A 26,549-nucleotide genomic window follows, 5' to 3' on the forward strand; every position below is an offset into this window, starting at 1 on the left:
GCTGTCATAGGGAATTCGCAACCAATGACAGCGCTAGCATAATGGAGCGCACAAGGGCGGCGTTCCCTGGGAAAGGATGACGTCATGGCGACAAAGGATGAGTCGGGAGCGCGGCTCTCGGTCATCGGCCTCGGGTCGATGGGATATGGCATGGCGCAGTCCCTGGCCAAGGCCGGCTTCGCCGTCACCGGCTTCGACACCCGCCCGGAGGTCGTGGCGAAATTCGCCGCCGAGCATGGCGCCGGCGCCGCGTCGCTGGCCGAGGCCGCCGCCACGGCCGACATCCTTGTCATTGTCGTCGTTAACGCCGACCAGACGCAGCAGGTGCTGCTGGGCGAGGGCGGATTGCTGGCCTCGGCCAAGCCGGGCGCGGTGATCGTCTCCTGCGCCACCATGGCGCCGGAGCGGGCGCGGGCGCTCGCCGAAGCGGTCGAGGCGACCGGCCGGCACTATGTCGACGCGCCGATTTCCGGCGGCGCGGCGCGCGCCGCCGAGGGCGCGCTCACCATGCTGGTTTCGGGAAGGCCCGAGGCGATCGCCAAGGCGCGCGCGGCGCTCGACGCCATGTCGGCCAAGCTCTATCTGCTCGGCGACGAGCCGGGCATCGGCGCTTCCTTCAAGATCGTCAATCAGTTGCTGGCAGGCGTTCACATCGCCGCCGCGTCCGAGGCGATCGTCTTCGCCAAGCGGCTCGGACTCGACATCGCCAAGGTGTATGAGGTGATTACTGCCTCGGCCGGCAATTCCTGGATGTTCGAGAACCGCATGCCGCATGTGCTGGATGGCGATTATTCGCCGAAGAGCGCCGTTGAGATCTTCACCAAGGATCTCGGCATCATCGCCGACATCTCGCGCAGCGAAAAATTCGCGACGCCGATCGCGTCCTCGGCGCTGCAGATGTTCCTGATGACTGCCGCCGCCGGAATGGGCAAGGATGACGACGCCTCGGTCGCGCGCCTCTATGCCATGATCGCCGGCCTCGACCTGCCCGGCGCACCCGCCTCCACCGACAAGGCAACCGCTTCCACCGACAAGGACTGAGATTTCGATGCCGCGTTTCGCCGCCAATCTCTCGATGATGTTCAACGAGTGGTCGTTCCTCGACCGCTTCGCCGCCGCCGCCGATGCCGGCTTCAAGGCCGTCGAGTTCCTGTTCCCCTATGATTTCTCGCCGGAGGACGTCGCGGCGAGGCTGAAGGCGGCCGGGCTCGAGCAGGCGCTGTTCAACCTGCCGCCGGGAGACTGGGCGGCTGGCGAGCGCGGCATCGCGGCGCTGCCGGGCCGGCAGGACGAGTTCCGCGCCTCGGTGGCGAAGGCGCTCGACTATGCGCTGGCGACGGGCGTCCGGCGGCTGCACATGATGTCGGGCCTCGCGCCGAGCGGATCTTCAGAGGCGGGCGCCCTCTATCGCGACGCGGTGCGCTTTGCCTGCGCGACCATGGCGCCGCATGGCATCGACCTCGTGCTGGAGCCGATCAACCGCCGCGACATGCCGGGCTATTTCCTGAACGATTTCGGCATGGCGGCGGGAATCATCGAGGAACTGGGCCTGCCCAATCTGAAGCTCCAATACGACATCTATCACCGCCAGATTCTGCATGGCGACGTGATCAAGAGCCTGGAGGCGATGCTGCCGATCATCGGCCACGTCCAGATCGCCTCCGTGCCGCTGCGCAACGAGCCGGGCACCGGCGAACTGAACGATTTCCGCATTTTCGACGAACTCGACCGGCTCGGCTATGCCGGCTTCGTCGGCTGCGAATACCGCCCCGCCGGCGCGACGCTCGATGGCCTCGGCTGGATGAAGCAGACGGCGCTTCGCTAAACCTGGGCATCGGGCATGGAAAAGGCCGGGGCAGGCGACTGCCCCGGCTTTCTTTCATGTCTCCCGGGCCGTCATCCCTGCCTCCCATCCCACCACACCCTCGCCGTCATCCCGGGCTTGACCCGGGATCCATTCAGCCGGAGCGATGGCCGCGTAGGGTCACCGCTAGAAAACCCAGCTGCATGGATCCCGGATCTCCGCTTCGCTGCGTCCGGGATGACGGCGAGGGTGTGGTGGCATGGAGGGCAAGGGCGACGATCCCCTACACCTCGGCCCATGAGCCCTCTATGCATAACCCCCGAGAAAAACGAAAACGGGGCCTGAGGTTGCCCCCAGGCCCCGTCCGCATCGGTATGGCGGGGATCAGCCGGCTGCGGCCGAGGGCTTGCCCGTGGCGCGGGCCGTTGCGCTTTCGATCATGATCTTCTGCATGCGGCGGCGCTGCAGTTCGCGGTCGGCGATGACGCCAAGCATGATCACGGCGCCCATCACCGTGTAGTTCAGCGAACTCGGGATACCCAGCATGTTGACGAGGTTCTGCAGCACCTGCAGCAGCACCGTGCCGAGGAAGATGCCAAGGATCGAACCCTCGCCGCCGCGCAGCGAACAGCCACCCAGCACGGCCGCCGCGACCGCATAGAGCTCGTAGAAATTGCCATGCGCCGAGGGCGAGACCGACTGCGTGTAGAACACGAAGAAGATCGCCGACAGGCCGGTCAGCAGGCCCGCGATCGAATAGGCGGCGGTGATCACCAGCTTGGTCGGAATGCCGGAGAAGCGGGCGGCTTCCTCGTTCTTGCCGACGGCGAACAGGTAGCGTCCGAACACCGACTTGTGCAGAACGACCGACATGATCAGGCAGACCGCGACGAAGAAGATGAAGGCGTTCGGAACCACGCCGACGCGGCCCGAAACCAGCCATTCCAGCGTCTCGTAGCCGCTGCCATAGCCGAAGCCGGCGGTCGAATCGGCGGTGTAGTAGCGCGCCAGGCCGCGGTAGATCAGCAGGCCGCAAAGCGTGACGACGAAGGGCTGCAGCCGCAGCTGCGTCACCAGCAGGCCGTGGATCGTGCCGAGGATGACGCCGCCGCCGACCGTGATCAGCAGCGCGAGCGGCCAGGCCAGCTCGTGATTGACGAGCAGGTCGAGGAAGATGATGCCGAGCAGCGCCAGCATCGAGCCGACCGACAATTCGATGCCGCCGGTGATGATGACCACGCCGACGCCGATCGCGAACAGGCCGAACAGGCCGATCTGGTTGGCGAGGTTGGAGAGGTTGATCTGCGAGATGAACTGCGGATTGAGCACCGCGGTAATCGCGCCGATGATGATGATCAGCAGGAAGAGACCGAGTTCTTTCCTAAGCATGTTCGATGGCTTCCTGTTGGATCGTTCCACCGACGGCGAGCGTCAGCACGTTGTGTTCGGAGAATTGGTTGCGTTCGAGATGGCCGGAGACGTGGCCTTCATGCATGACGATCATGCGGTCGCTGACGCCCAGCACCTCTTCCATGTCGCTGGAGATCATCAGGATCGCGACGCCGGCGTCGGAGAGTTCGCGCATCAGCGCGTAGATCTCGCTCTTGGCGCCGACGTCGATGCCGCGCGTCGGCTCGTCGAAGATCACCACATTGGGCTGCATCGACATCCATTTGCCGAGCACGATCTTCTGCTGGTTGCCGCCCGAAAGGGTGAGGGCGATCGTGTCGACATTGGGCGCCTTGATCTTGAGCCTGCGGCTCTGTTCCTCGGCGACCTTGTGTTCGGCGGTGGTGTCGACCAGCGTCATCCGTGCATAGCGCGGCAGGCTGGCCAGCGTGATGTTCTCCGCGATCGGCAGGTCCAGCACCAGGCCGGACCGCTTGCGATCCTCCGGCGCCAGATAGATGCCGTGGGCGATGGCCGAGCGGACGTCGCCGAGCTTGACCGGCTTGCCGTCGATCGTGACGCGCCCGCCAAGCGCCGGGTCGACGCCGAAGATCGCCTGCGCCATCTCGGTGCGGCCGCAGCCGACCAGACCCGCCAGCCCGACGATTTCGCCGCGGCGGATCGTGAACGACACTTTGCTGTTGGCAAAAGCGGTGGTGACGAGATCCTCGACGACCAGCCCCTGGTCGCGCGGCGGCTGTTTCGGCGGAACATAAAGCGATTTCAGCGATCGGCCGATCATCAGCCGGATCATCGCATCATGCGTGATCTGCCCGCGATCGAGCGCGCCGACCCGCTGGCCGTCGCGCAGGACGACGACGCGGTCGGCACAGGCCATCACTTCGGACAGGCGGTGCGAGATGTAGATGACGCTGACGCCGGACTGGCGCAGTTCGCCGATCACCGTCAGCAGCCGTTCCGTCTCGGTCAGGGTGAGACTGGAGGTCGGCTCGTCCATGATGATGACGCGGGCGTCGAAGGAGAGCGCCTTGGCGATTTCGACCATTTGGCGCTGCGCGATCGAAAGGTCCTCGACCAGCGCGCCGGCGTTGAAGTCGACGCCGAGGCGGTCGAGCAGGGGTTGCACCCGCGCCCGCAGCGCCTTCTGGTCGATAAGCTTCATGAAGCCGCCGAACCGGGGCTCCCGTCCGATCAGGACGTTGCTCGCCACGTCGAGATTCTCGAAGAGATTGAGCTCCTGGTGGACGAAGGCGATGCCGGCGCCCGTGGAACTGTTGACCGTCAGCGACGCGTGCTCGACGTCGTCGATCCGGATCGTTCCCGCGCTTGGCGCGACGACGCCGCCCAGGATCTTCATCAAGGTGGATTTGCCGGCGCCGTTTTCGCCAATCAGCCCGAGCACCTCGCCGGAATTGACGGTGAGGTCAACGCCGCTGAGGGCGGTCACGCCCGGATAGGTCTTGGTGATGGCACGTAGTTCGAGAATTTGTTCTGTCATCATGCCCGCGAGATGATTGTCCGCGCGTGTGCCCGGACTGCATGTGCACCAAACGCGTCCCCGGCGGACGGAAGCCGGCCGGGGACGCGCAAGCGATCGGGCTCTTACTTGCCGGACAGGACCTTCTTCAGGTTCTCGCCAAATTCCTTGACGTTGGACTTGTCGATGATCTGCGTCGGGACGATCTGCAGCTTGTTCTCGGGGATGACCGACTTATCGCCTTCGATGATCTTCGCCATGTTGATCATCGACTGGTAGCCGAACTCGAAGGGCTGCTGCACGACGGTGCCGTCGATGACGCCTTCGGCGACGCCCTTGAGGGTCTGCTGGTCTTCGTCGAAGCCGACGATCTTGACCGAGCCGGCCTTACCGAGCGCCTTCACGGCGTTGTAGATCTGCGGCGTGTTGTAGGCCCACAGACCGACCAGCAGGTCGATATCCGGGTACTTCGTCAGCGTATCCTCGACATTGGCCTTGGCCTTCGCCTGGTCGCCGCCATCGGTACGGATGTCGATGATCTCGATCTTGGTGCCGGCGATGGCTTCCTTGATGCCCTGCGAGCGTTCGCGCGCATTGGCTGCGTCCATGGTGCCGACGAACAGCATCGCCTTGCCGCCATTCGGCAGAGCCTTCTTCATCAGCTCGCCGGCCTGGCGGCCCGCGGCGACGTTGTCGGTGCCGACATACATCAGGCGGTTCGACTTCGGCGCGTCGGCGTCATGGGTGATGAGGACGGCCTTCGAGGCGACTTCGTTGAGGATGGCGGTCGAGTCGTCCGGATTGACCGGGCTGATGGCGACGCCGGCGACGCCGCGGGCGAGCAGGTCCTCGAGGATCTTCTTCTGCGCGGCGGCCGACATTTCGCCGGGGATGTAGAACTCGATGTTGTAGTTCGGCAGCTCGGCCTGGGCCTTGTTGGTGCCGGCGCGGGCAATCGTCCAGAAGTCGGCCGGAACGTTCACCACGAAGGCGAGCGTCTTCTTGTCGGCCGCGAAGGACGGCTGGGTAGCGGTCAGCGCCATGGCGATGGCCGACGACGCGATGATCAGGGAACGCCTGTTGAAGATGTGCATGGTTTCCTCGCCCTTTGATAGTTTCAAACTGTTTTTTGAATGTGTGGAAATAATCAGGCCATAGCGCCTGAATGCATCCATTGCCGAACGCGAACGGATCCTCGGTCCTTCGTGTCGCGCGGATCGATGTTCTGCCGATCCGCATGCCGGGATGTACTGGATAGGGGAGATTTTTTTCCTCGCTCTCCCGTCGGTCGACGGGGTCCTCCAGCTCGGAAGTCTCTCTCTATGCAGTATAGGTCTTGCGGCGACCTCCTCGCGGGAGATGGCCGGTCAGATCTTAGCCAATCCTGGCGTAACGCCTTGTTTAAGTTCGATGATCCTATACGCGGTCTCCCTTACGCTATTGTGCGATGAATAGCGTCGTCAAGCGTAAAAGACGGGCAGAACATTATGAAACGGACCGCGTTGACTATTTTGACAGCGCTGTCATGATCAGCCGCTCAAGCTCGCGTTTCGACGAGCGGAGAGGGAGGAAGAGATGTCTGAAGACAAGCATTCCAAGTCGCGTCGTGATTTTATCCGCACTGCCGGCGTCACCGCCGCCGGTAGCGCGGCCGCCATGTTTGGCGGTCTCGGCATCAGCCCCGCCATGGCGCAGGAGATGGCCGCGGCCACCGGCCGTTCCGAGAAGCCCCTCAAGGCGGCCTTCTCCAACGCCGGCCTGCAGGCCACCTGGTGCGCCCAGGGCAAGCAGGCTGCCGAGCATTGGGGCAAACTGTTCAATGTCGAGGTTACCTGGTTCGACGGCCAGCTCGACGCGGTCAAGCAGCGCGCCGCCATCGACAACATGGCCTCGCAGAAGTGGGACTTCGTCGCGATCCAGGCCTTCGGCATCGGCACGCTGATCCAGCCCGTGCAGAAGATGATCGATGCCGGCATCCCGGTTATCGACATGGACACGCTGATCGCCCCGCTCGACAAGATCAACGTCCACACCTTCCTTGCTCCGAACAACGAGTTCATGGGCGCCTCGGTGACCCAGGCCCTCGTGCAGAAGCTCGGCGGCAAGGGCAAGATCATCATGACGCAGGGCGCGCTCGGCCATACCGGCGCCCAGGGTCGTGCCAAGGGCTTCCAGTCCGTGATCGCCGCCAATCCGGGCATGGAAGTGCTCGACGACCAGCCGGCCGATTGGGACGTCACCAAGGCTTCGCGCCTGTGGGACACCTATCTGACGAAGTACCCGCAGATCGACGCGGCCTTCTTCCACAATGACGACATGGCGCTGGCCGCCTACAACGTCATGAAGTCGCGCGGTCGTACCGACATCCTGATCGGCGGCGTCGACGCCATGCCGCCGGCGATCGCCGCCGTCGCGGATGGCCGCATGTATGCCACCGTCCGCAATCCGTCCTCCCGCATCCATGGCGGCGCCATCGTCGCCGGCGTCGCGGCTGTGACGGGTGGCGAGAAGACCGGCGAGGGCATTCCGAAGAATGTCGTCACCGACGGTCCGGTCGTCACCAAGGAAAATGCCGCCGGCATGCAGTGGATGCAGAACCACTTCCTGATCTGATCCATCCGAACAAGCGGTCGCTTCCGCGCGAGACATCGTGCCGGAGGCGACCGCGACGGTTCCTGACAGGCGTTGGCGGCGGGCTCCATCCGGCCGTTCCCGTTGTCATGGGAAGCGTTCCATGCCGCCGACCCGGTGAAACCGATGACGACCGATCCTCTCGTTCCCAGCGATACGCCGCGCCTGCAGATGCAGGGCATCTCGAAGTCGTTCGGCGGCGTCGCCGCCCTGCGCGACGTCGATTTCACGCTGCGCGCGGGCGAAATCCATGGCCTCGTCGGCGAGAACGGCGCGGGCAAGTCGACGATGATGAAGATCATCGCCGGCGTTCATACCGATTACGAAGGCAAGATGCTGATCGACGGGAAGGAAGTGCATTTCCGCTCCGCCCGCGATGCACTGGCCGCCGGCATCGGCATGGTGCACCAGGAACTGAGCATCATGCCGGACCTGACGGTGGGCGAGAACGTCTTCCTCGGCAAGCAGCCGGTGACGGGCGCCGGCATCATCGACTGGCGCAGCATGATGAGCGGCGCGCATGAGCAGTTGAAGAGCCTCGGCATCGACGTTGACCCGAAGACGCGCATGGGCGACCTGCCGATCGGGCTGCAGCAGCTGATCGAGCTGGCGCGGGTGATCTTTTCCGGCGCGCGCATCATCATCCTCGACGAGCCGACCTCCGCCCTGTCGCCGCCGGAAGTGCAATTGCTCTTCGACGTGCTGAAGGGCGTGCGCGCCAGCGGGCGCAGCATCGTCTTCATCTCGCATTTCCTCGACGACATCCTGTCGATCTCCGACACGGTCACCGTCTTCCGTAATGGCAAGCTGATCGTCACCCATCCGGTCGAGGGCATCGACAAAGGCTGGCTGATCGAACGCATGATCGGCGCCGGCCACGAGGATCTCGAGGAGAGCTATACCGGCACGATCACGCTCGCCTCGAAACCGGGGCAACCCGTGGTGCTGGCGGCGGAACATCTGGGTTACGGCCGGGCCTATACCGACGTCAGCTTCGATGTGAAGGCCGGCGAGATCCTCGGCATTTACGGCTTCATGGGCTGCGGCCAGATCGAACTGGCGCGCACCCTGTTCGGCAAGATCAAGGCCGATACCGGGACGCTAGCGATCGACGGCCGCAAGCGCCGGCTGCGCAACACGACCCAGGCGCGCGACGCCGGCATCGCCTTCGTGCCGGAGAACCGCCGCTCCATGCTGTTCTACGAGCAGCCCGTCTACAAGAATGTCTCGATCAGCATTCTCGGGCGCATCTCGCGCCTCTGGCTGAAGCCAAATGTCGAGCGCGCCATCGCCCGCAAGCATGTCGAAAGCCTCAGCATCCGCCCGCCGCGCGCCGAAGTGGCGCTGGGCGCGCTCTCCGGCGGCAACCAGCAGAAGGTGGCGCTCGCCAAATGGCTGACCCACCGCCCGAAGGTGCTGGTGCTCAGCGAGCCGACCCGCGGCATGGATGTCGGCGCCAAGGACGATGTCGTGAAGATCGTCCGGGCGCTGCGCGACGAGGGCCTCGCCGTCATCGTGGTTTCGGCCGAGCCGGAAACCGTCCTGTCGCTCGCCGACCGCGTCCTCGTCATGAAGAAGGGACGCATCGTACGCGAATTCACCAATGAGACGATCAGCAAGGATCGGCTGCTGGAAGCCGCCTGAGAAGGAATTGACATGACGTTTCAGCAAACCAGTACGGCGCGCGCCTCGAAGTCGAGCCTGTTCCTGCGCAGTCAGATGCGCAACATCGCGCCGTTCGCGACCCTGATCCTGCTGCTGATCTTCTTCAGCATCGCCAGCCCGTCCTTCGCGACCATCGACAATGCCTCGAACATCCTCACCCAGATTTCGGTGACGGGCATCATGGCGGTCGGGCTGACCTTCGTCATCCTGTGCGGTGAGATCGACCTCTCGGTCGCCTCGATCGCCAATGCGACCGGCATCGTGGTGGCCTATTTCACGCTGCAGGAAAGCTATGTGAACATCGCTAACATCCCGGTCGCGGGCTGGCTGGCGGTGGCTCTGGCGCTCGCGGCTTGCACCGGCCTTGGCCTGGTCAACGCCTTTGGCACGACCGTCATCGGCATCCCGTCCTTCATCATGACGCTCGCGATGATGCAGATCGGCGCCGGCATCTCGGCGCTGCTGGTGCGCGGACAGATTGCCTACAACGTGCCGGATATCGTCTCGACGCTGGGCGCCAGCAATGTCGGAGGATTCCCGACCATCGCGCTGGTGCTGCTGGCCTTCCTGGTCGCGGGCCATGTGACGCTGACCTATACGCGCTTCGGCCGCTACATTTACATGGTCGGCGGCAATCGCGAGGCGGCGGAATATTCCGGCGTCAACGTCAAGCTGATCCTGGGCGCGGCGCTGGTGATCTGCGCCGTCTGCTCCGGCATCGCCGGCATGGTCGGCGTCGCGCATTTCGGCAGCGCCCAGCAGAACGAGTTCGACGGTTACCTGCTCGATGCGATCGCGGCGGTCGTCGTCGGCGGCACCAGCCTGTTCGGCGGACGCGGCGGCATCGGCAACACGATCGTCGGCCTCTGCGTGCTCGGTGTCCTCAACAACGGCCTCGATCACATCCAGATCGACAGCTTCCTGAAGATCCTGATCCGCGGCCTAATCCTGCTCGCCGCCCTGATCGTCAATGTCTACGTGCAGAACATCCGCAGCGTGGAACGGGCGGAGGGCGCATGAGGATCGGCAACCCGGCACCCCGACGCAGAATGACAGAAGGACAGAAGCGTTGACGTCAGACTCATCCTACCAACCGCGCTATGGCGCCGCCTATCCGAGCCTGGTGGACAGCGTCGTGCTCATCACCGGCGGCGGCAGCGGCATTGGCGAGGAGATCGTCCGCCAGTTTGCCCGCCAGGGCTCCAAGGTCGGCTTCCTCGACATCGTCGAGGAGCCGTCCCGCAAGCTGGTCGAGGAACTGACCGCCGAAGGCCACACGGTCCATTTCGAGAATGTCGACCTGACCGATATCGCCGCGACCCAGGCCGCGATCGGACGCATCCGCGACAAGTTCGGGCCGATCGCCATGCTGGTCAACAACGCCGCGCACGACCAGCGCGCGACGATCGACGAGATCACGCCGGAGTTCTGGGATTCGCGTCAGGCCGTGAACCTCAAGCACCAGTTCTTCTGTTCGCAGGCGGTCTACAAGGACATGGCGGCGCTGGGCGGCGGCTCGATCGTCAATGTCGGCTCGTTTGCCTATATCGCCGGCGTCGAGGGGCTGACGCCCTATCTGGCGGCGAAATCGGGCGTCATCGGCCTGACCCGTGGCCTCGCGCGCGAGCTCGGTCCGCACAATATCCGCGTCAATTGCGTGCTGCCGGGCTGGATCATGACGCAGCGCCAGCTGGATCTCTGGGTCACCCCGGAAGTCGAACAGGCGATCTTCACCCGCCAGTGCATCAAGCGGAAGATCTATCCGGCCGATATCGCGCGGGTGATCATGTTCTTCGCCTCGGACGAATCCGGCGCCTGCACCAATCAGAGCTATGTCGCCGACGGCGGCTGGACATGATCTGAGGACGACACGGACCATGCGGACGCGGCGATCCATGATAAGGAGCCGCGTCCGGTACGATCGGGCGTCTCTTTTCTGGATGGCGTCGTCTCTATGAACGTGAAGAACTCCTACACCCTGGCCGATGTGGCGTTGCGGGCGGAAGTCAGCGAGATCACCGTCTCGCGCGTGCTCCGCAACAAGGCCTCGGTCGCCGACAAGACGCGCGAGCGCGTGCTCGCCGTCGTCCGGCAGATGGGTTACGTGCCGAATCGGGTGGCCGGGACCCTGGCCTCGGCCGGCTCCAACCTGATCGGCGTCGTGCTGCCGTCGCTTTCCAACATCGTGTTCCCCGATGTGCTGCGCGGCATTCACGCCTCGCTCGCTTCCTCCGGCTATCAGCCCGTCATCGGCGTCACCGATTACGACATGAACACGGAAGAGGAACTGGTGGCGTCGCTGCTGTCCTGGCAGCCGGCCGCGATGATCGTCTCCGGCCTGCATCATACGGACTACACGGTAGCGATGCTGAAGCGCTCGGGCGTGCGCATCGCCGAACTGATGGACATCGATTCCCCGCCGCTCGACATCGCCGTCGGCATGTCGCATCGCCAGGCGGGCTATGACACGGCGATGCATCTCCACAAGCGAGGTTATCGCCGCTTCGGCTATGTCGGCCACGACCGCGAGCGCGACGAACGTGCCGCGCGCCGCTATGAGGGATTTCGCGAGGGGCTGCAGGCCCTCGGGCTGTCGCTGATCGGCGAGGCGACGCTGGACGGGCCCAGCTCGACCCAGGCCGGGCGCGAACTTCTCGGCCAATTGCTGGCCCAGCATGCCAATCTCGACGTCGTCGTCTTTTCCAATGACGACATGGCGGTGGGCGGGGTGTTCCACTGCTTCGCCGCCGGGATCAAGCCGCGCGAGGATCTGGCGCTGTTCGGCTTCAATGGCCTCGATATCGGCCAGGCGCTGCCGCAGCCGCTGTCGACGATCCTGTCGCGGCGCTTCCTGATCGGCAAGACGGCGGCCGAGATGATCCTCCAGAGCCCCGACTATCCGGGGCAGCCGACGATCTGCGACACCGGCTACGACATCGTCGAGGGCGAGACCGCCTAGGTCGCCTGCCGGCGCAACGGGATTTGGCTCAGGGTTTGACCGTCTCGATCGACGCGATCTTGTTATCCGGGCGGAGGACGAGGTCGTACTGGACATAGCGCGTGCCGTCGTCGCAGGTCACCCGCACGACGCGCCGCGAGGGCAGCGACATCTTGGTGTTGACCGCCATGCGGCTGACCTCGTCGCACCAGTGGCCTGCCTGGCGGATCGCCCTGCCGGCCTGGCGTTCGAGCATACCGGCCTCGGCCAGGCTCGGAATGGCGACGGCCACGAGCGCCAGCGCAAGGACCATTGATTTCGTGCGGTTGATTTGGCCCATCGCGACGCCTGTCCCGGTTGTTGACCTGTCAGCCCGCCACGAGCCTCTCGGCCCGCGCGGACCCTTGAGAGATAGCACGGAACGGCGTTGATTCCGCTACGGCAATCATGCCGTTTCAGGGGTGCAGGAAGGCCTTGAACCAGTCGACGGCGACATAGGGGCCGAGCCCCCAGACCAGAACCCAGGCCGCCGCGCCGACGACATTGGCCGACAGGAAATGCAGCCAGGGCATCGCGACCGCGCCGGCGATCAGTCCGTTCATCTGGCGCAGCACGACGACGAATCGCGCCGTCATCACGATCCAGATGCCGCGCTCTCGAAACAGCCCTTCGAGCTTGCCGAGCCGCTCGGGTGTCAGCTTGATCCAGCCGCCATAGCGCAGCAGCAGCGGGCGCCCCCCGAAATGGCCGATCGCATAGCCGGTGCTGTCGCCGAGCACGGCGCCGCAGAAGGCGCCGATCAGGGCATGGGCGAGATCGACGTCGCCCCGCGTCGCCAGCACGCCGATGGCGACCAGCGCGCTCTCGCCGGGCAATGGCGCGCCGAGCGCTTCGAAAAAGATGATGACGAAGATGGCGAAGCTGCCATAGGCCGCGATGTAGGGCTCGATCAGCGACAGACCATCCTGCATCCAGTGCATGCGTACCCTTCCTGTCTCCGTGGCCTTGCAGCCCCTTGCCTGCATGGCGCGTTCAACCTGCCGGAAACGCGGCGCTCCGCCAATCCGCGCCCGTCGGGATCGTGGACCGGAGCCACGACGCGTTTTCCATCTCTACAACTTTTCCTTGGTGCTGGGGCAAGTTCGCTATTCAATGGAGGCACTTGGGGAGGGCGCCCCTGGGAAATCGGAGGACCGGCGACTTCGCCGACCCGACGAGTTCCCGGGGCGCCAGCGTGGCGGAGGGTTGGATGCGCGCACTGGATGTCATGTGGGTCGGTCTTGGTGGCGGCGCGGGATCGCTGCTGCGCTGGTGGATCGGGCGGATCGTCGGCGAGCGCTATCGCGGCGGCTTTCCGCTGGCGACGTTCCTGATCAACGTCTCGGGCGCCTTCGTCATCGGCTACCTTTCCGTGCTGTTCTCCGTCGACTGGCGCGATCGCTATGGCACTGTGCTGAACGCCGGCGTGCTGACGGGCATCCTCGGCGGCTACACCACCTTCAGCAGCATGCAGATCGACGCCGCCAAGCTCGCCGGCTCCGGCCGGGGGCAGCTGGCGCTTGGCTATCTGCTTCTGTCGGTGGCGGCCGGCCTGATCGCCGCGGCGCTCGGCGCCGCGCTCGCGCGCGTCCAGGGTTGAGGGAGAAGGCTCATGATCAACCTCGTGATACTCGTCTTCGTCGGCGGCGCGATCGGCGCGATGGCGCGCGAATTCCTGATGCTCGGCGTTCCCGAGCTCTCGGACGGCTTTCCGATGGCGATTCTGGTCGCCAACGTCGTCGCCGCCTTCCTGCTTGGGCTGGTGACCGGCCTGCATAAGCGGCGGGCGGTGAGCGACGACGTCAACACCATGGTCGGAACGGGCATCATGGGCGGGCTCTCGACCTTCTCCAGCTTCGTCTATGGCGCAGTCGTGCTGATGACCGCCTCGGCCTCGGGCGCCGTCGTCGCCATCGTCTACGTGCTGGTCAGCCTGGTGCTCGGTTACGCCGCCGTGCTGCTCGGCATGAAGCTGGGCGAGCGCGGCGCTTCCCAGCCGGGCTGACAGGCGTCCGGCGGGCAGGCCTCAGGCCAGCGTCGGCGGAGTGCTGACGCGCTCGGCCTGGTGCGGGTGCGGCAGGATCCATGGCTCCTCGACCGGCATCAGGGTCGATTCGGCCAGAAGGCGTATGCTGGTCTCATAGTCGGCTCGCAAGGCGATGAAGGCGGTGCGGCACTCTTCCCGGTCCGCCTTCAGCGGCAGGCCGATCTCCTTCAGCCGGTCGTAGAGATGATCGAAGTGCTCGATCAGCTGCGGATCGACGCTCTGGTGCGTCCAGGCATCGGCCGGGATCTTCGGATTGAGCTCGATCGCGATGTTCTTCAGGGCGGCACAGCCGATCTCGCGGCAGATGCGGGCCGATTCCGTGTGCTCCGCTTCCTGGCAGGCGGAGAGAAGCGAGGTCGCGTCGAGCACGGCAGCCGCGGCGCCGACCCAGCTCGTGCCGCGATAGATGGCCGGCACATAGGCGAGGATGGGCGAGATCGAATGGGTTTCCAGCACGCCGCGGAACCACTGCTCCCAATCCTGCCAGACCCCGGCGTGATGCTCGATCTGGCCGCTGCGCTGCAGGGATTCGATCAGGCTGGACGTGGTGGGACGGCGGCCGGTGCGGGCATAGAGCCAGCCGACCTTCCGCTCGCGGATCTGGACCGCCGCCTGATAGCCGGGAACGAAGGTGAACAGCAGGATGACGACGGCAAGCCCGATCGCCGCCTCGAAGATCGCGAGAAACTCGCCCGTCAGGCTCGGCGGCGTCTTGAAGCCGAGCGTGCTGAGGGCGGAGCCGCTGGCCGTGAATGCGTAGCCCCAGTGCGTCTCGATCCCCAACCCCCAGAGGATCAGCGTGAAGGCGACCTGCACCAGCAGGAACCAGCTGACCACCGCGATGAAGATGAAGAGCGGCAGCACCCAGGCCTGGCGGCGCTGCGTCTGGCCGTAGTCCTTCGCATTGGCGACCATCGCGTGGACGATCGATACCGCGCCGAAGCGGGCGAACCGCTCGATGAAGTCCCGCTCGCGGCGGTTGATCAGCACCACGCGGACGATCGAGCGGAAATAGAGGAAGAGGGCGAAGAGGCCTACGAGAACGGCAAGGATGTGAAGCAGCATATCCATCGGCATCTATCCATTGGGCGAGGCAGGCACGGAAGGGGCGGGCGGGGCCGAAACGATCGTGAAGCCTCTCGATCGTATCCGAACAACGCGTGGGCGCGATAGCTCCTGCAACCGGGCGTGGCGGGCGGAAACGAAAATGGCGGCGGCGCCTGTTCGCGCCGCCGCCATTTTGCGGGGTCTTGCCGTGCCGACCGGATGGCCGGGCAGCCAGTTTAGCTGGTGAAGAACTTCTGCGTGCCATGCGCCTCGATGGCGCCGGCAACGCGCGACAGCGCGTGGACATAGGCGGCGCTGCGGACGGTGATGTCGCGTTCCTGCGCCAGGGTCCACACGGCGCGGCCCTCGCGATCCATGGTTTCCTGCAGGCGCGAGCGAACTTCCTCGGCCGTCCAGTAATAGCCCTGGCGGTTCTGCACCCACTCGAAATAGGAGACGGTGACGCCGCCGGCATTGGCCAGGATGTCGGGCAGGACGACGACGTTCTTCTCGGCCAGGATCACGTCGGCTTCCGGCGTGATCGGGCCGTTGGCGAGCTCCAGGATGACGCGCGCCTTGATGGCGGCGGCATTATCCTTGTGGATCAGGTCCTCAAGCGCTGCCGGAACCAGGATCTCGCAATCGACCGCGGTGATCGTGTCGGCGTCGATGGCCGCGATGCCGTCCGAGCCGGCCAGCTGAAGCACCGAGCCGGTCTTCTTGGCGGCGAGCAGCTTGGCGACGTCGAGGCCGGCGTCGTTGTGGATCGCGCCCTTCGAATCCGAGACGGCGACGATCTTGTAGCCATCGGCGCCGAGGAGGCTGGCGATGTGCTGGCCGGCATTGCCGAAGCCCTGGATCGCGACGCGGGCGCCGGGCGTCAGGCCCAGTTCCGAGGCGAGATTGCGGACGAGATAATAGCCGCCGCGCGCGGTGGCGTCGTCACGGCCGAGCGAGCCACCCAGCGAGATCGGCTTGCCGGTGATGACGGCCGGCGTCGACTGGCCGACGATGGAGGAATACTCGTCCGCCATCCAGCCCATGATCATCGAATTGGTATAGACGTCCGGCGCCGGGATATCGCGGTCGGGGCCGACGATCTTCGAGAAGGCCTGCATGTAGGCGCGCGACAGGCGCTCCAGTTCCGCCTTCGACAGCGAATGCGGATCGACGCGCACGGCGCCCTTGCCGCCGCCATAGGGCAGGTTCATGACGGCGCACTTCATCGTCATCCAGAAGGCGAGCGTCTCGACTTCCTCGATGGTCGAATCGGGATGGAAGCGGATGCCGCCCTTGGTCGGGCCGCGCGTGTCGTCATAGCGGCAGCGCCAGGCCATGAAGGACTTCCGCGAGCCGTCATCCATGCGGATCATCAGGCGAACCTTGGTCGTCTCGCGCGGATATTTGAGCTTTTCGAGGACATCGCCGTCCAGGTGCAGGTGGGCTGCTGCTTCGTCGAGGCGCGTGAGGGCCTGGTCGAGCATGGTGGCGTCCGTCATCCCGGCATCGCTCCGCTTGTTGGTTGTCATGATTTTTCCCGCGTAGGTTGGCGCGGGGTTTATGACCCCTCAGGGAGCGGAGGGCAACAATTTGTGCTGCAGTTTAGAGCAATTGTGGCAATTCTGCGCAGGAGACTGCCTGTAGGGGAGTCATATCGATTACGATTTATGCGATGGATCGCCATCCGGAGCGACGCAGCGGCACCCTGGCTTCCGCCAAGGAAGGATCTGCCTAGAATCAGGGCAACTCCTTTGCCTCTCCTAACACACGCATAGCGTCATCTGCCGGGACGAAGCCCAGTAGCGTCGCGGCCCTTTCCAGGCTCCAGGCCATGCCGGCATTGCCCGATACCGCGTTGACGACGATCCCAGGAGCGGGCCAGCCGGCGGAGTCGGCGCGGAGGGCGGCGGCGAACACGTCGACAAGGTCCCGGTTCGACAGCCACATGCCGCGGAACCAGGCAAGGTCGCGTCGGTCCGTCTCGTCCATCGCGTCGAGGCGGCTATGCGGCGTGCCGGAGCCGGAGATGGTGGCGGGGTGGTTTTCACCCGGCTGGCACCAGCCGATGCGGAGCGCCACCGCCGTCATGCCGTCGCGCGCGGCAAGGGTGCAGCAGAGCCGTTCGCCCATCAGCTTGGCGACAGCGTAAGGCGTGCTGTCGCTGCTGCCGCCATCATGGCGCCACCGCGTCCCCGGCAGCGGCGGAAGCGCTTCGGTCAGCGCACCCGGCGTCACGGCGATGTCGGTCTCCTTGTAGCCGCCCATCACATGGTTGGAAGTCGCGAACACGAAGCGCCGAACGCCCGAGCCGGAGGCAGCGGTGGCGAGCAGGGCGGTCATGTCGAAGGAGAGGGCGGAATCCGTCCAGTCCGCTTCGGGATACGGGTTCTGCGCGGCGAGATGGATCACGGCGTCGACCGAGGCGATGGCGTCGCGCCAGCGGCGGTCGCCGCTATCGCGCAGATCCGCCTCGATGCAGGCGAGGCTGGCATGCGCCGGCGGCTCGATTGGGTCGAAGCGTCGATCCAGCGCCACCAACGCCTCGCACCAGGGTTCGGCGCCCAGTCCGGCGATCAGCTTGCGGGCGAGGTTTCCGTTGCCGCCGGTGATGGCAATGCGCATGGCGTGGATCCGGGTTTGGGAGGGGGCAAGCTACATGCGGCCGCCATCACCCGCCAGATTGGCGGTGATGCGGTCGCGGGTGATGAAGATATGCGCCGACATCGCCGCTTCGGCGGCGGCGAGATCGCCGTGGCGAATGGCGTCGAGGATGGCGCGATGGTCGGCCTTGATGCGGATCGCCGCTTCCAGCTCGCGGAAATAGTGCACCCGCATGATGTGCAGATGCACATGCAGATTGCCGTAGAGCTCCTGGAGCCGGTGGTTGCCGCCGGATGTGACGATGGCGCCATGGAAGGCGCGGTCCCATTCGGTGAACCGGTCGTAATCGACATAGACGTCGCCGGCGGTGGCCGCCTCCATCGCCTCGCAGGCTTCCTCCAGCGATTTCGCGAGCGCCACGTTGCGGCCCTCCCGGATTGCCATGCGGATGCCGTGCAGTTCGATCGCCTCGCGCACCTCGAAGATTTCGCGGACATCGTCCGTCGTCAGCGCGCGGACATAACAGCCCCGCCGCGCCCGGATCTCGACCAGCCCTTCGGCGGCCAGCCGCTTCATGGCGTCCAGCACCGGCGTCCGGCTGACGCCGAGTTCCGCGGCGACGAGATCGATCGGGATCTGCTGGCCGGTTTCCAGCTCGCGCCGGAGGATGCGCATGCGGATGGCGGCATAGGTCTGCTCGCCCAGATCGGCATGCATCAACGGCTCGAAGCCGATGCCGGCCGGCGCGGTGACGGGGGCGGGAGAGGATTTTTCGCGGGGCAAATCGGGCCTTTGGCGCAGATAGGATGTTGGCTTGACACCTAACATGTAAAATTTTACGGATCAATTCGTTCGGCATTCCCACAGAGGTTCACGATCTTGAAGCAGGCACTGGTTACCGGCGGAGCGCGCGGCATCGGCTACGGCGTGGCCGAGGCGCTGCTCGCCGCCGGCTATGCCGTCACCGTCACTGGGCTCAGCGAGGCGGAAGTCGCCGCCGTGCCCAAGCGCGAGCATCTCGACGCCATAGTGCTCGACGTGACCGACCAGGCCTCGGCCGATGCGGCGATCGCCCGGTTCGACCGGCTGGATGCGCTGGTCAACTGCGCCGGCGTGCTGTTCCGCGGGCAGGAATACGACATGGCGGTGTTCCAGAAGGTGATCGACGTGAACCTGACCGGCACCATGCGCATGTGCGTCGGCGCCAGGCCTCTGCTGGCGAAGCAGGGCGGCGCCATCGTCAACACCGCCTCGATGCTGGCGATCTTCGGCGGGCCGCTGGTGCCGGCCTACACGGCTTCGAAGGGCGGCGTCGCGCAATTGACCAAGGCGCTCGGCGTCGCCTGGGCCGAGGAGGGCATCCGCGTCAACGCGGTGGCGCCCGGCTGGGTCGCGACCGAAGTCACGCGCGGCATTGTCGAGGATCCGGTGCGCTCCGCCGGCATTCTCGGCCGCACGCCCATGAAGCGTTGGGGCGAACCCCGCGATATCGGCGACGTCGTCGCCTTCCTGTGTTCCGACGCCGCGCGCTTCATGACCGGCACGGTCGTGCCGGTCGACGGCGGCTATGCCTCGGTTTGAGACGAGAGAGTGAGACGATGAGCGACAACACCACGGTCAACCATTCCGGCCTCGAAACCGACGCGGATTCGAAGCGCATCCCCTACCGGCATCCGCAGCCGAAGGAATCCTTCCCCGAGATCGTCATCCCCAACGCGATCCCGACGGACGAGCGGCTCTGGGTGCCGCAGCAGGAAAACGTCTGGTTCCGCCCGCTCTGCCTGTCGGCGAGCCGGGGCTACTGGATGAACCTGCTCCGCGTGCGGAAGTCCGGCGTGCTGTCGCGCCACCGCCATCCGCAGCCGGTGCATGGCTGGGTGCTGAAGGGCAGCTGGCACTATCTGGAGCACGACTGGACGGCGGAGGAGGGCTCCTATGTCTACGAGGCGCCCGGCGAGACGCACACGCTGGTGGTCGAGCCGCATGTGACAGAGATGATCACGCTGTTCCAGGTCAATGGCGCGATGATCTATGTCGATCCCGACGGCGCCGTGCAGGGCTATGAGGACGTCTTCACCAAGATCGACCTCTGCCGCAAGCACTACACGGATGTCGGCCTCGGCGAAGGCTATATCGACCAGCTGATCCGGTGAGGGGGAGGCCGTTCTTTCACCTCTCCCTGAGGGAGAGGTCGACGGCCGAAGGCCGGCGGGTGAGGGGCTCAACCCTATCCGGAGATGCCGCAACCCCTCACCCGGCTCTTCGAGCCGACCTCTCCCCATGGGAGAGGTGAAGCGAGAAACGCTCCCGCCCCAAAAACCAAAAAAGGCCGGCACCTTGCGATGCCGGCCTTTTCCTTCAGTGCAAAATCCTAGCGGATCGGCGGGGCGTACTGGATGCCGCCCAGCGACCAGAGCTGGTTCAGGCCGCGCGGGATGCCGAGCTTCGAGCCGACGCCCAGATTGCGCTCGTAGACCTCGCCGTAATTGCCGACCTTGGCGACGATGTTGATCGCCCAGTCGTTGGAAAGACCGAGCTTTTCGCCGAAGGCGCCGTCCGTGCCGACCAGGCGCATGACGTCGGGCTTCTTCGAGGCCTTGGCCTCGTCGACGCGCTCCGACGAGACGCCGAGCTCTTCGGCATTCAGCATGGCGTTGTGGACCCAAGCCACCAAAGCGCGCCATTTCGGGTCGTCCTGGCGCACGACGGGGCCGAGCGGCTCCTTGGAGATCACGTCGGGCAGGATGATGTGGTCGGCCGCGTCTTCCAGCGCCGCGCGCTCGGAATAGAGCTGGGACACGTCGGTGGTCAGCACCGCGCACTTGCCGGTCTTGTAGTTCTCGAGCGATTCCGCCGGCGTGCTGGCCGAGATCGTCGTGAACTTCATCGAATTGGCGGTGAAATAATCGGCAAAATTCTCTTCGCTGGTCGTGCCGCTCTGGACGCAGACGGTCGAGCCGTCCAACTCCAGCGCCGAGACCTTGCCGCTGTCGCGCTTCACCATGAAGCCCTGGCCGTCATAATAGGTGACGCCGACGAAGGCGAGCGGCAGGTCCGTCTCGCGCGACATCGTCCAGGTGGAGTTACGCGACAGCAGGTCGACCTTGCCGTCCTTCAGCGCGTCGAAGCGCTCTGCCGCCGAGAGCGGCACATAGGTGACCTTCTCCGGATCGTCGAAGATCGCGGTGGCGACCGCGCGGCAGAAATCGACGTCGAAGCCGGTCCATTTGCCGTTCGCGTCGGCATTGGAGAAGCCGAGCAGGCCCTGGCTGACGCCGCAGACCAGATTGCCGCGCTGCTTCACCGTGTCGAGCGTTCCGGCTTGGGCCGCGACGGCCGAGCCAAGCGTCGCGGCGAGAGCCAGCGTCGCGACGCGCAGGGAAAGAACCCCAGGAAACATAGTCGCCCCTCCGAAGATGGTTCGTGGAAGTCACCCCGGAAGAGGCGACCGGATAGTCGCTGTCAGAGCTTGGCCTGCTGGCGAACGATCACCTTGGTTCCGACCGGCACGCGGTCGAACAGGTCCATGACGTCGTTGTTCACCATGCGGAAGCAGCCCGACGACAGCGCATGGCCGATCGTCTGCGGCTGGTTGGTGCCATGGATGCGGTAGATGGTGTCGCCGAGATAGAGCGCGCGGGCGCCCATCGGGTTGCCTTCGCCGCCGGCCATGAAGCGCGGCAGATAGGGCTGGCGCTGGATCATCTCCGCCGGCGGCCGCCAATCGGGCCATTCCGCCTTGCGCGAGATCTTCAGCAGGCCCGACCACTGGAAGCCGTCGCGGCCGACGCCGACGCCATAGCGGATGGCGCGGTTATCCGGCTGCACGAGATAGAGGAAGCGCTCATCCGTATTGATGACGATCGTGCCCGGCGGCTCGTTGGATCGGAAATAGACCGGCTGCGGCCGGAATTCCGGCGGCAGCAACGATTCCTGCTTCGTCGGGACGACGCCGGGCTGCTCGTTGATGTTGAGCATGTCGCGAATGCCGGCCTGGGCAGGCAGCGCGGGCGCCAGCGCCACGGCGGCGGCACAGCCGAGCAGGGCGAGCGACAGGGGACGTTTCAGCCACTGGAGAAGACGGGCCGCTTTGTCTCGCATGGGGGACCTCGAACGCTGGAGAGGCGATTGGGGGGGGGAGGGCCCGGCCGGCGCCAGGCCCGAAATCAGCCGGATGCCGGGCGGGCCGGGGTGGCGGCCGGAGCCGCCGGAGCGCAGCGCACGAACACCATGGTGCCGTAGCGCGCGGTAACGCTTGGGTCGACCCAGGGCGCGACGATGACGCCATCCTGGAACGACGTGATCTGGCGGTCCTTGGGCATGCCGGCCGGGCCGGGCGGTCCGATATAGACGCGGCCGCTGGCATTCTTGAGCACGACCTCGCTCGGCTGCGACTGGTCGGCCAGATACATCATCACGCCGTTATTGGGTCCGCGCGTGATGACATAGGGATTGTTGCAGTAGCGGCGCGCCTCGTTGATCGTGCGCGGCAGGTCTTTTTCCTCGCGGAAGGAGCCGAGGCCCCAATTGCCGACGAGATCCTCCGTCGTGATCGAGACGTTCGGCGTGGCCGGCGCGACGGACGGGGAGACCCGCTCCGTGACCGATGCGCAGCCGGAAATGGCGAGAAGCGCCGCGGCGCCAGCCAGCCACGGCGCGGCGTGGCGGTTGCGGCCTCCGGCGGGGGCTCCTGCTACCGATGTCGTTGCTGTTGCTTCCATGCGTCTCCCCCTTGCCGCGGTACCCAGGCAACTCTCCCGGTAAACCGCGGCTGTTCACGCCAAGGCAGCACGTGATTCTGGACAGCATGATGGCGGGCATGTGGCGGGGAATGCAACTGCCGCCACAAACCTTGCGCGGGGCGCTATTCTGCCGGGCGGGCAGCGGGAAGCGGCAGCATCGGCGCCCGCCGCAGCGGGTCGACCTTCTTGATCGGGCCGGCCTTCGGCGCCCCCGGCAAGGTGCGCCAGTTGACGCCGGCGATCGTCACGATCCGGCTGCCGCGGAAATCGGCTTCGCTGCGGATATGGCCATGTTCCGACATATAGGTGAGCAGCCAGCGGCCACGAGAGGGCGAGCGGCTGCCATAGGCGTTGGCCAACGCCTCATCCGTCGGACAGGGGGCCTCTTCGCGCGCGGCGCGGGCGAGCAGCAGGAAGACGCCCTGCATCTCCTCCGGCAGGCTTTCGGCGACGGCCAAAACCTGCTCCCAGGCATCGTCGCCCTTGTCCGAACTGACACCGGCGCGCGCCAGCGCCAGGCGCTTGCGGAAGCTCGGCATGTCCTGGCCATAGGTGCCAAGCTTCTTGATCCGGCAATGGAACAGGAAGTCCTGGTAGATCGACGGCGCCGGGCGGAACGCCGTGTCCGGGTCCGACATGATCTCGGCATAGACGGAATCGAGCAGTTCCTGCTTCTCGGCTTCCGTGCGGGTGTCGAGTTCGGCTTCCGGCGTCGTGTCGAGCGGGCCGGAGATCTCGATCTCGCGCAGCAGTTCCGCCGTGCCCCGGGCGCGGGACTGGCTGGGAGCCGGCATAGGCAGCAGGTCTGCCTCGCCTCCGACGAAGATCAGGTCCTGCATTTCCGCCTGCGGCATGTCGGGAAGCGGCATCAGCACGGGGCGGCCGCTGCGGCCGGCCGTATCCACCGCGCCGATGCGCAGCGGGATCGGCTTGCGCGACAGCGCCGGGCCGAGCGCGATGAACTGGCCGGGGTCGAGATCGCGAAAACCTTCGGCCTGGCGGCGATCCATGCCGAGCAGGTCGGCGGCGCGCGCCATGTCGATATCGAGGAAGGTACGGCCCATCAGAAAGTTCGACGCTTCCGCCGCGACGTTCTTGGCGAGCTTGGCGAGGCGCTGGGTGGCGACGATGCCGGCCAGTCCGCGCTTGCGGCCGCGGCACATCAGATTGGTCATGGCGCCGAGCGACAGGCGGCGCGCCTCGTCCGAGACTTCACCGGCCACGGCGGGCGCGAAGATCTGCGCTTCGTCGACGGTGATCAGCATCGGATACCAGACGCTGCGGTCGGCGTCGAAAAGCCCGTTCAGGAAGGCGGCGGCGCAGCGCATCTGCTCCTCGGCGTCGAGGCCTTCCAGATTGAGCACGACGGAGGCGCGATGCTGGCGGATGCGCAGCGCAATCCGCTGCAATTCGCTGGGGCTGCGCTCGGCGTCGACGACCGTGTGGCCGAAACGCTCGGAGAAGCTGACGAAATCGCCCTCGGGATCGATGATCGCCTGCTGCACCATGCCCGCGCTCTGTTCGAGCAGGCGGCGCAGGAGATGGGATTTGCCGGAGCCGGAATTTCCCTGCACGAGCAGGCGGGTCGAAAGCAGTTCCTCAAGGTCGAGAAGGGCGGGCTGGCCTGCCGTGTTCGTCCCGAGTTCGATTCCAGCTTTCATAGTGCTCCACATCGCCTTTTTCCGCCTGGCCATCCTAGCATGGGAGGCCGAGGCGTCCGGTCGCCTCATCGGAACTCCACAGGAGATCCCATCGCGCAAAACGCGCAATCCGCCGGCTACCTGCGCAACCTGCGTGGTCCGGCGCTCAAACGCGCGAACCTCCATCTCAGAGATCGTTCAAGGAGGAATGGTACGCCCTAGGGGAGTCGAACCCCTCTCTCCACCGTGAAAGGGTGGCGTCCTAACCGATAGACGAAGGGCGCAGCGATGCGCGTTATAGGTAGCTCCCTTGAGCCTGACAAGCTCAAGTCTTGATCCCGACACCCGATCAAGATGGGTGGTGCGCCCTAGGGGAATCGAACCCCTCTCTCCACCGTGAAAGGGTGGCGTCCTAACCGATAGACGAAGGGCGCGGCGAGGCGGGTTATAGGCGGCAAGCCCCGGAGTGACAAGACCGTTTGCGGGTCTTGTTTTCCGCCTGTGGATAGAGTGCCGCCTCATCGCTGAGGCGGCACGGATTGGCTGCTACCACTTGCCCGTATTCGGCATCGAGGCCCAGGGCTCCTGCGGCGGCAGCGGATCGCCGGCCTGGATCAGCTCGATCGAGATGTTGTCGGGCGAACGGACGAAGGCCATGTGGCCGTCGCGGGGCGGGCGGTTGATGACGATGCCGGCCTTCTGCAGCTTGTCGCAGAGCGCGTAGATGTCCTCGACCAGATAGGCGAGATGACCGAAATTGCGGCCTTCGCCATACACTTCTGGGTCCCAGTTGAAGGTCAGTTCGACCTGGGCGGCCTCGTCGCCGGGCGCTGCGAGGAAATACAGCGTGTAGCGGCCCTTCTCATTGTCGATGCGGCGCACCTCGTTCAGGCCGAGCTCCTTGTAGAAGGCGATCGACTTGTCGACGTCGGTGACGCGGACCATGGTGTGGAGATACTTCATTGGCGCGTTGTCCTTTCCCAGATGTTCCCGATCAGGAGCCGTGCCGCCGATTGGGGCCGGTCCGTCATATGGCGCCGACACCATAGACTCCGGCGGCGCAAACAGAAACCCGCCCGCCGCCCCTGCGGTAGTCCTTAACCGGCGTTAACGGAAATCCCCGGTTGTGGCCGGGATGTCACTGGTCACGCTTCGATCCGATGTTATTCTCATGCGGGGATTCGGTCGCAACATCGCCGCAAGGCGGTATCGCGCGATCGGCCATGTGAAAATGACGGCCTCGTTAGAAGGCCTATCGGGGGCCGACAAGATGGGTTCCAAGAACAGCGCTGAACCATCGTCCGCCGAAAGGCGCGAGGACGAAGGCGGGCTGGATCTGGTCGAAGTAGCGGGCTCGATCAAATGGTTCGATGCCTCGAAGGGCTATGGCTTCATCCTGCCCGACGATGGCTCGCCGGATATTCTGCTTCATGTGACCTGTCTGCGCCGCGACGGTTTTCAGACCGCCTATGAAGGCGCCCGCATCGTTTGCGAGGTCACCCAGGGCCAGCGCGGGCTGCAGGCGTTTCGCGTGCTCAGCATGGATGATTCGACAGCGGTCCATCCGGCCCAGGTCGGTCCGCCGCGCACCCACACCGTCATCGTGCCGACCAGCGGCCTCGAGCGCTGCATCGTCAAGTGGTTCAACCGCGTCAAGGGCTATGGCTTCGTCACGCGGGGCGAGGGCACGGAGGATATCTTCGTCCATATGGAGACGCTGCGCCGCTATGGCCTGACGGAACTCCGTCCGGGCCAGACCGTGCTGGTGCGCTTCGGCGACGGCGACAAGGGACTGATGGCTGCCGAAATCCGCCCGGATGACGGCTCCGGCCCGTCGTCGCACTGATCGCCGTGGCGCAATCCCGCTCTCGCTTTTCTCCGTTGCGCACCCTCGGGGCGGCGCTCGCCTTCGGGCTGGCCCTGGCCAGCGGCGCCTTGGCGGCGGACAAGCCGGGCGAGATCCAGGTCAAGACTCGCTCGGGCACCCACGCGATCACCGTGGAATGGGCCGTCACCCCGTCGCAGCGCGAGCGCGGCCTGATGGGGCGTGAGAAGATGGCTCCCAATCACGGCATGCTGTTCGATTTCGGCAATGAGCAGCCGCTCTATTTCTGGATGAAGAACACGCCGCTCTCGCTCGACATGATCTTCATCAAGGCGGACGGTCGCACCTCGCGCATCGAGCGGGGCGCGAAGCCCTTTTCGGAGGACCTGATTCCGGGCGGCGCGCCGGCGCGCTACGTGCTGGAGATGGTGGCCGGCAGCGCCGAGCGACTGGGGCTGGCGCCCGGCGATCGTTTCACCATTCCGAAGCCCTGAATCGGATCTGCGCCGAAGATGCGCTGTTGAGGCCGCCATTTGTCGGCTTGCAATGCCTTGAAGACCCGGGGCGGACCGTGTAATCCACCCCAGTCGAAGAATGTCGGGGCATAGCGCAGCCTGGTAGCGCATCTGGTTTGGGACCAGAGGGTCGTAAGTTCGAATCTACTGCCCCGACCATTCGACCGA

General features: G+C 65.4%; 26 protein-coding genes, 3 tRNA genes and 1 pseudogene. 14 read left to right on the forward strand and 16 right to left on the reverse strand.

The genetic code is table 11. The features are described 5' to 3' along the window. The first annotated feature begins 84 nt into the window (after window positions 1-84). Both ltnD and otnI read left to right on the forward strand, forming a co-directional pair. Window positions 85-1,041, forward strand: coding sequence for an L-threonate dehydrogenase (ltnD, locus tag ACHMWQ_RS13395; protein ID WP_396307838.1), 957 nt, complete (start codon window positions 85-87; stop codon window positions 1,039-1,041). A gap of 7 nt (window positions 1,042-1,048) precedes the next feature. Beyond that, window positions 1,049-1,825: a 2-oxo-tetronate isomerase gene (gene otnI / locus ACHMWQ_RS13400; RefSeq protein WP_396307839.1), complete on the forward strand. Its 777-nt coding sequence runs from the start codon at window positions 1,049-1,051 to the stop codon at window positions 1,823-1,825. Window positions 1,826-2,188: 363 nt separating this feature from the next. Here the strand turns inward: otnI and ACHMWQ_RS13405 are convergent, their stop codons facing one another. The 3 genes from ACHMWQ_RS13405 to ACHMWQ_RS13415 form a co-directional block, all read right to left on the reverse strand. After that, window positions 2,189-3,193, reverse strand: a complete 1,005-nt coding sequence (locus ACHMWQ_RS13405; RefSeq protein ID WP_266331836.1) for an ABC transporter permease — start codon at window positions 3,191-3,193, stop codon at window positions 2,189-2,191. Beyond that, window positions 3,186-4,712: a sugar ABC transporter ATP-binding protein gene (locus ACHMWQ_RS13410; RefSeq protein ID WP_396309443.1), complete on the reverse strand. Its 1,527-nt coding sequence runs from the start codon at window positions 4,710-4,712 to the stop codon at window positions 3,186-3,188. Before ACHMWQ_RS13410 ends, ACHMWQ_RS13405 begins: the two co-directional genes overlap by 8 nt. 104 nt (window positions 4,713-4,816) lie before the next feature. Beyond that, a complete protein-coding gene (locus tag ACHMWQ_RS13415) occupies window positions 4,817-5,785 on the reverse strand; it encodes a sugar-binding protein (protein ID WP_354548724.1) in 969 nt (322 codons plus the stop codon). Between the two features lie 481 nt (window positions 5,786-6,266). On the opposite strand from ACHMWQ_RS13415, the gene ACHMWQ_RS13420 reads away from it, so the two are divergent. From ACHMWQ_RS13420 to ACHMWQ_RS13440, 5 genes are all read left to right on the forward strand, one after another. Beyond that, window positions 6,267-7,304, forward strand: coding sequence for a sugar ABC transporter substrate-binding protein (locus ACHMWQ_RS13420; protein WP_354548726.1), 1,038 nt, complete (start codon window positions 6,267-6,269; stop codon window positions 7,302-7,304). Window positions 7,305-7,448: 144 nt separating this feature from the next. After that, window positions 7,449-8,966, forward strand: coding sequence for a sugar ABC transporter ATP-binding protein (locus tag ACHMWQ_RS13425; RefSeq protein WP_354548727.1), 1,518 nt, complete (start codon window positions 7,449-7,451; stop codon window positions 8,964-8,966). 12 nt (window positions 8,967-8,978) lie between these two features. Next, window positions 8,979-10,007: an ABC transporter permease gene (locus ACHMWQ_RS13430; protein WP_354548728.1), complete on the forward strand. Its 1,029-nt coding sequence runs from the start codon at window positions 8,979-8,981 to the stop codon at window positions 10,005-10,007. A 49-nt stretch (window positions 10,008-10,056) separates the two neighbouring features. Then, complete coding sequence (locus tag ACHMWQ_RS13435) at window positions 10,057-10,845, forward strand: SDR family NAD(P)-dependent oxidoreductase (RefSeq protein ID WP_396307840.1); 789 nt, start codon at window positions 10,057-10,059, stop codon at window positions 10,843-10,845. Window positions 10,846-10,941: 96 nt separating this feature from the next. Beyond that, the gene (locus tag ACHMWQ_RS13440) at window positions 10,942-11,946 is read left to right on the forward strand and encodes a LacI family DNA-binding transcriptional regulator (RefSeq protein WP_354548732.1); all 1,005 of its coding nucleotides are present in this window, start codon (window positions 10,942-10,944) and stop codon (window positions 11,944-11,946) included. 28 nt (window positions 11,947-11,974) lie between these two features. Here ACHMWQ_RS13440 and ACHMWQ_RS13445 read toward each other — a convergent pair whose 3' ends face one another. Together ACHMWQ_RS13445 and ACHMWQ_RS13450 are read right to left on the reverse strand one after the other, a co-directional pair. Beyond that, window positions 11,975-12,265, reverse strand: a complete 291-nt coding sequence (locus ACHMWQ_RS13445; protein WP_396307841.1) for a hypothetical protein — start codon at window positions 12,263-12,265, stop codon at window positions 11,975-11,977. A 115-nt stretch (window positions 12,266-12,380) separates the two neighbouring features. Further along, window positions 12,381-12,884, reverse strand: coding sequence for a DedA family protein (locus tag ACHMWQ_RS13450; RefSeq protein ID WP_354551555.1), 504 nt, complete (start codon window positions 12,882-12,884; stop codon window positions 12,381-12,383). A 290-nt stretch (window positions 12,885-13,174) separates the two neighbouring features. Here ACHMWQ_RS13450 and ACHMWQ_RS13455 point away from each other — a divergent pair, with 290 nt between their 5' ends. After that, complete coding sequence (locus tag ACHMWQ_RS13455) at window positions 13,175-13,564, forward strand: fluoride efflux transporter FluC (protein WP_396307842.1); 390 nt, start codon at window positions 13,175-13,177, stop codon at window positions 13,562-13,564. A gap of 12 nt (window positions 13,565-13,576) precedes the next feature. Continuing rightward, window positions 13,577-13,954 (forward strand): annotated as a pseudogene (locus ACHMWQ_RS13460) (CrcB family protein); the annotation flags it as partial. A gap of 36 nt (window positions 13,955-13,990) precedes the next feature. On the opposite strand, the gene ACHMWQ_RS13465 reads toward ACHMWQ_RS13460, so the two are convergent. From ACHMWQ_RS13465 to ACHMWQ_RS13480, 4 genes are all read right to left on the reverse strand, one after another. Beyond that, entirely contained in the window at window positions 13,991-15,082 is a 1,092-nt protein-coding gene (locus tag ACHMWQ_RS13465) for a hypothetical protein (RefSeq protein WP_396307843.1), read from the reverse strand. Between the two features lie 212 nt (window positions 15,083-15,294). After that, on the reverse strand, window positions 15,295-16,557 hold the full coding sequence (locus ACHMWQ_RS13470) for a Glu/Leu/Phe/Val dehydrogenase (protein ID WP_396309444.1): 1,263 nt from the start codon (window positions 16,555-16,557) through the stop codon (window positions 15,295-15,297). 238 nt (window positions 16,558-16,795) lie between these two features. Next, window positions 16,796-17,680, reverse strand: coding sequence for an NAD-dependent epimerase/dehydratase family protein (locus ACHMWQ_RS13475; RefSeq protein ID WP_396307844.1), 885 nt, complete (start codon window positions 17,678-17,680; stop codon window positions 16,796-16,798). A 30-nt stretch (window positions 17,681-17,710) separates the two neighbouring features. Continuing rightward, window positions 17,711-18,442: a GntR family transcriptional regulator gene (locus tag ACHMWQ_RS13480; protein ID WP_396307845.1), complete on the reverse strand. Its 732-nt coding sequence runs from the start codon at window positions 18,440-18,442 to the stop codon at window positions 17,711-17,713. Window positions 18,443-18,538: 96 nt separating this feature from the next. On the opposite strand from ACHMWQ_RS13480, the gene ACHMWQ_RS13485 reads away from it, so the two are divergent. Further along, the gene (locus tag ACHMWQ_RS13485) at window positions 18,539-19,240 is read left to right on the forward strand and encodes an SDR family NAD(P)-dependent oxidoreductase (protein ID WP_396307846.1); all 702 of its coding nucleotides are present in this window, start codon (window positions 18,539-18,541) and stop codon (window positions 19,238-19,240) included. 17 nt (window positions 19,241-19,257) lie between these two features. Continuing rightward, on the forward strand, window positions 19,258-19,812 hold the full coding sequence (locus ACHMWQ_RS13490; protein ID WP_018181501.1) for a 2,4'-dihydroxyacetophenone dioxygenase family protein: 555 nt from the start codon (window positions 19,258-19,260) through the stop codon (window positions 19,810-19,812). Between the two features lie 218 nt (window positions 19,813-20,030). Here the strand turns inward: ACHMWQ_RS13490 and ACHMWQ_RS13495 are convergent, their stop codons facing one another. The 7 genes from ACHMWQ_RS13495 to ACHMWQ_RS13525 all read right to left on the reverse strand — a co-directional run bounded on the left by ACHMWQ_RS13495 (window position 20,031) and on the right by ACHMWQ_RS13525 (window position 25,004). Beyond that, window positions 20,031-21,059, reverse strand: a complete 1,029-nt coding sequence (locus tag ACHMWQ_RS13495) for an amino acid ABC transporter substrate-binding protein (protein WP_354548743.1) — start codon at window positions 21,057-21,059, stop codon at window positions 20,031-20,033. Between the two features lie 62 nt (window positions 21,060-21,121). Further along, window positions 21,122-21,760, reverse strand: a complete 639-nt coding sequence (locus tag ACHMWQ_RS13500; protein WP_396307847.1) for a L,D-transpeptidase — start codon at window positions 21,758-21,760, stop codon at window positions 21,122-21,124. Between the two features lie 65 nt (window positions 21,761-21,825). Further along, window positions 21,826-22,380: a hypothetical protein gene (locus ACHMWQ_RS13505; RefSeq protein WP_396307848.1), complete on the reverse strand. Its 555-nt coding sequence runs from the start codon at window positions 22,378-22,380 to the stop codon at window positions 21,826-21,828. Between the two features lie 143 nt (window positions 22,381-22,523). Next, complete coding sequence (locus ACHMWQ_RS13510; RefSeq protein ID WP_354548747.1) at window positions 22,524-24,062, reverse strand: ATP-binding protein; 1,539 nt, start codon at window positions 24,060-24,062, stop codon at window positions 22,524-22,526. Window positions 24,063-24,250: 188 nt separating this feature from the next. Then, window positions 24,251-24,325 (reverse strand) — tRNA-Glu (locus ACHMWQ_RS13515). 75 nt (window positions 24,326-24,400) lie between these two features. Beyond that, window positions 24,401-24,475, reverse strand: a tRNA-Glu gene (locus tag ACHMWQ_RS13520). Between the two features lie 112 nt (window positions 24,476-24,587). Next, window positions 24,588-25,004, reverse strand: a complete 417-nt coding sequence (locus ACHMWQ_RS13525; RefSeq protein ID WP_266331815.1) for a VOC family protein — start codon at window positions 25,002-25,004, stop codon at window positions 24,588-24,590. Window positions 25,005-25,311: 307 nt separating this feature from the next. On the opposite strand from ACHMWQ_RS13525, the gene ACHMWQ_RS13530 reads away from it, so the two are divergent. The 3 genes from ACHMWQ_RS13530 to ACHMWQ_RS13540 all read left to right on the forward strand — a co-directional run bounded on the left by ACHMWQ_RS13530 (window position 25,312) and on the right by ACHMWQ_RS13540 (window position 26,540). After that, window positions 25,312-25,887, forward strand: a complete 576-nt coding sequence (locus tag ACHMWQ_RS13530; protein WP_354548748.1) for a cold-shock protein — start codon at window positions 25,312-25,314, stop codon at window positions 25,885-25,887. 35 nt (window positions 25,888-25,922) lie between these two features. Then, a complete protein-coding gene (locus tag ACHMWQ_RS13535) occupies window positions 25,923-26,360 on the forward strand; it encodes a DUF192 domain-containing protein (protein WP_396307849.1) in 438 nt (145 codons plus the stop codon). Window positions 26,361-26,464: 104 nt separating this feature from the next. Next, window positions 26,465-26,540 (forward strand) — tRNA-Pro (locus ACHMWQ_RS13540). Window positions 26,541-26,549 lie beyond the last annotated feature (9 nt).

It is taken from the genome of Kaistia sp. UC242_56, assembly GCF_044452255.1.
Classification (GTDB): Bacteria; Pseudomonadota; Alphaproteobacteria; order Rhizobiales; family Kaistiaceae; genus Kaistia; species Kaistia defluvii_A.

What these genes read in the sequence shown, in the direction of transcription:
- ltnD (WP_396307838.1), top strand. Translation starts at nt 85, where the DNA reads ATGGCGACAAAGGATGAGTCGGGAGCGCGGCTCTCGGTCATCGGCCTC.
- otnI (WP_396307839.1), top strand. Translation starts at nt 1,049, where the DNA reads ATGCCGCGTTTCGCCGCCAATCTCTCGATGATGTTCAACGAGTGGTCG.
- ACHMWQ_RS13405 (WP_266331836.1), bottom strand. Translation starts at nt 3,193, where the DNA reads ATGCTTAGGAAAGAACTCGGTCTCTTCCTGCTGATCATCATCATCGGC.
- ACHMWQ_RS13410 (WP_396309443.1), bottom strand. Translation starts at nt 4,712, where the DNA reads ATGACAGAACAAATTCTCGAACTACGTGCCATCACCAAGACCTATCCG.
- ACHMWQ_RS13415 (WP_354548724.1), bottom strand. Translation starts at nt 5,785, where the DNA reads ATGCACATCTTCAACAGGCGTTCCCTGATCATCGCGTCGTCGGCCATC.
- ACHMWQ_RS13420 (WP_354548726.1), top strand. Translation starts at nt 6,267, where the DNA reads ATGTCTGAAGACAAGCATTCCAAGTCGCGTCGTGATTTTATCCGCACT.
- ACHMWQ_RS13425 (WP_354548727.1), top strand. Translation starts at nt 7,449, where the DNA reads ATGACGACCGATCCTCTCGTTCCCAGCGATACGCCGCGCCTGCAGATG.
- ACHMWQ_RS13430 (WP_354548728.1), top strand. Translation starts at nt 8,979, where the DNA reads ATGACGTTTCAGCAAACCAGTACGGCGCGCGCCTCGAAGTCGAGCCTG.
- ACHMWQ_RS13440 (WP_354548732.1), top strand. Translation starts at nt 10,942, where the DNA reads ATGAACGTGAAGAACTCCTACACCCTGGCCGATGTGGCGTTGCGGGCG.
- ACHMWQ_RS13445 (WP_396307841.1), bottom strand. Translation starts at nt 12,265, where the DNA reads ATGGGCCAAATCAACCGCACGAAATCAATGGTCCTTGCGCTGGCGCTC.
- ACHMWQ_RS13455 (WP_396307842.1), top strand. Translation starts at nt 13,175, where the DNA reads ATGCGCGCACTGGATGTCATGTGGGTCGGTCTTGGTGGCGGCGCGGGA.
- ACHMWQ_RS13465 (WP_396307843.1), bottom strand. Translation starts at nt 15,082, where the DNA reads ATGGATATGCTGCTTCACATCCTTGCCGTTCTCGTAGGCCTCTTCGCC.
- ACHMWQ_RS13470 (WP_396309444.1), bottom strand. Translation starts at nt 16,557, where the DNA reads ATGACGGACGCCACCATGCTCGACCAGGCCCTCACGCGCCTCGACGAA.
- ACHMWQ_RS13475 (WP_396307844.1), bottom strand. Translation starts at nt 17,680, where the DNA reads ATGCGCATTGCCATCACCGGCGGCAACGGAAACCTCGCCCGCAAGCTG.
- ACHMWQ_RS13490 (WP_018181501.1), top strand. Translation starts at nt 19,258, where the DNA reads ATGAGCGACAACACCACGGTCAACCATTCCGGCCTCGAAACCGACGCG.
- ACHMWQ_RS13495 (WP_354548743.1), bottom strand. Translation starts at nt 21,059, where the DNA reads ATGTTTCCTGGGGTTCTTTCCCTGCGCGTCGCGACGCTGGCTCTCGCC.
- ACHMWQ_RS13500 (WP_396307847.1), bottom strand. Translation starts at nt 21,760, where the DNA reads ATGCGAGACAAAGCGGCCCGTCTTCTCCAGTGGCTGAAACGTCCCCTG.
- ACHMWQ_RS13505 (WP_396307848.1), bottom strand. Translation starts at nt 22,380, where the DNA reads ATGGAAGCAACAGCAACGACATCGGTAGCAGGAGCCCCCGCCGGAGGC.
- ACHMWQ_RS13510 (WP_354548747.1), bottom strand. Translation starts at nt 24,062, where the DNA reads ATGAAAGCTGGAATCGAACTCGGGACGAACACGGCAGGCCAGCCCGCC.
- ACHMWQ_RS13525 (WP_266331815.1), bottom strand. Translation starts at nt 25,004, where the DNA reads ATGAAGTATCTCCACACCATGGTCCGCGTCACCGACGTCGACAAGTCG.
- ACHMWQ_RS13530 (WP_354548748.1), top strand. Translation starts at nt 25,312, where the DNA reads ATGGGTTCCAAGAACAGCGCTGAACCATCGTCCGCCGAAAGGCGCGAG.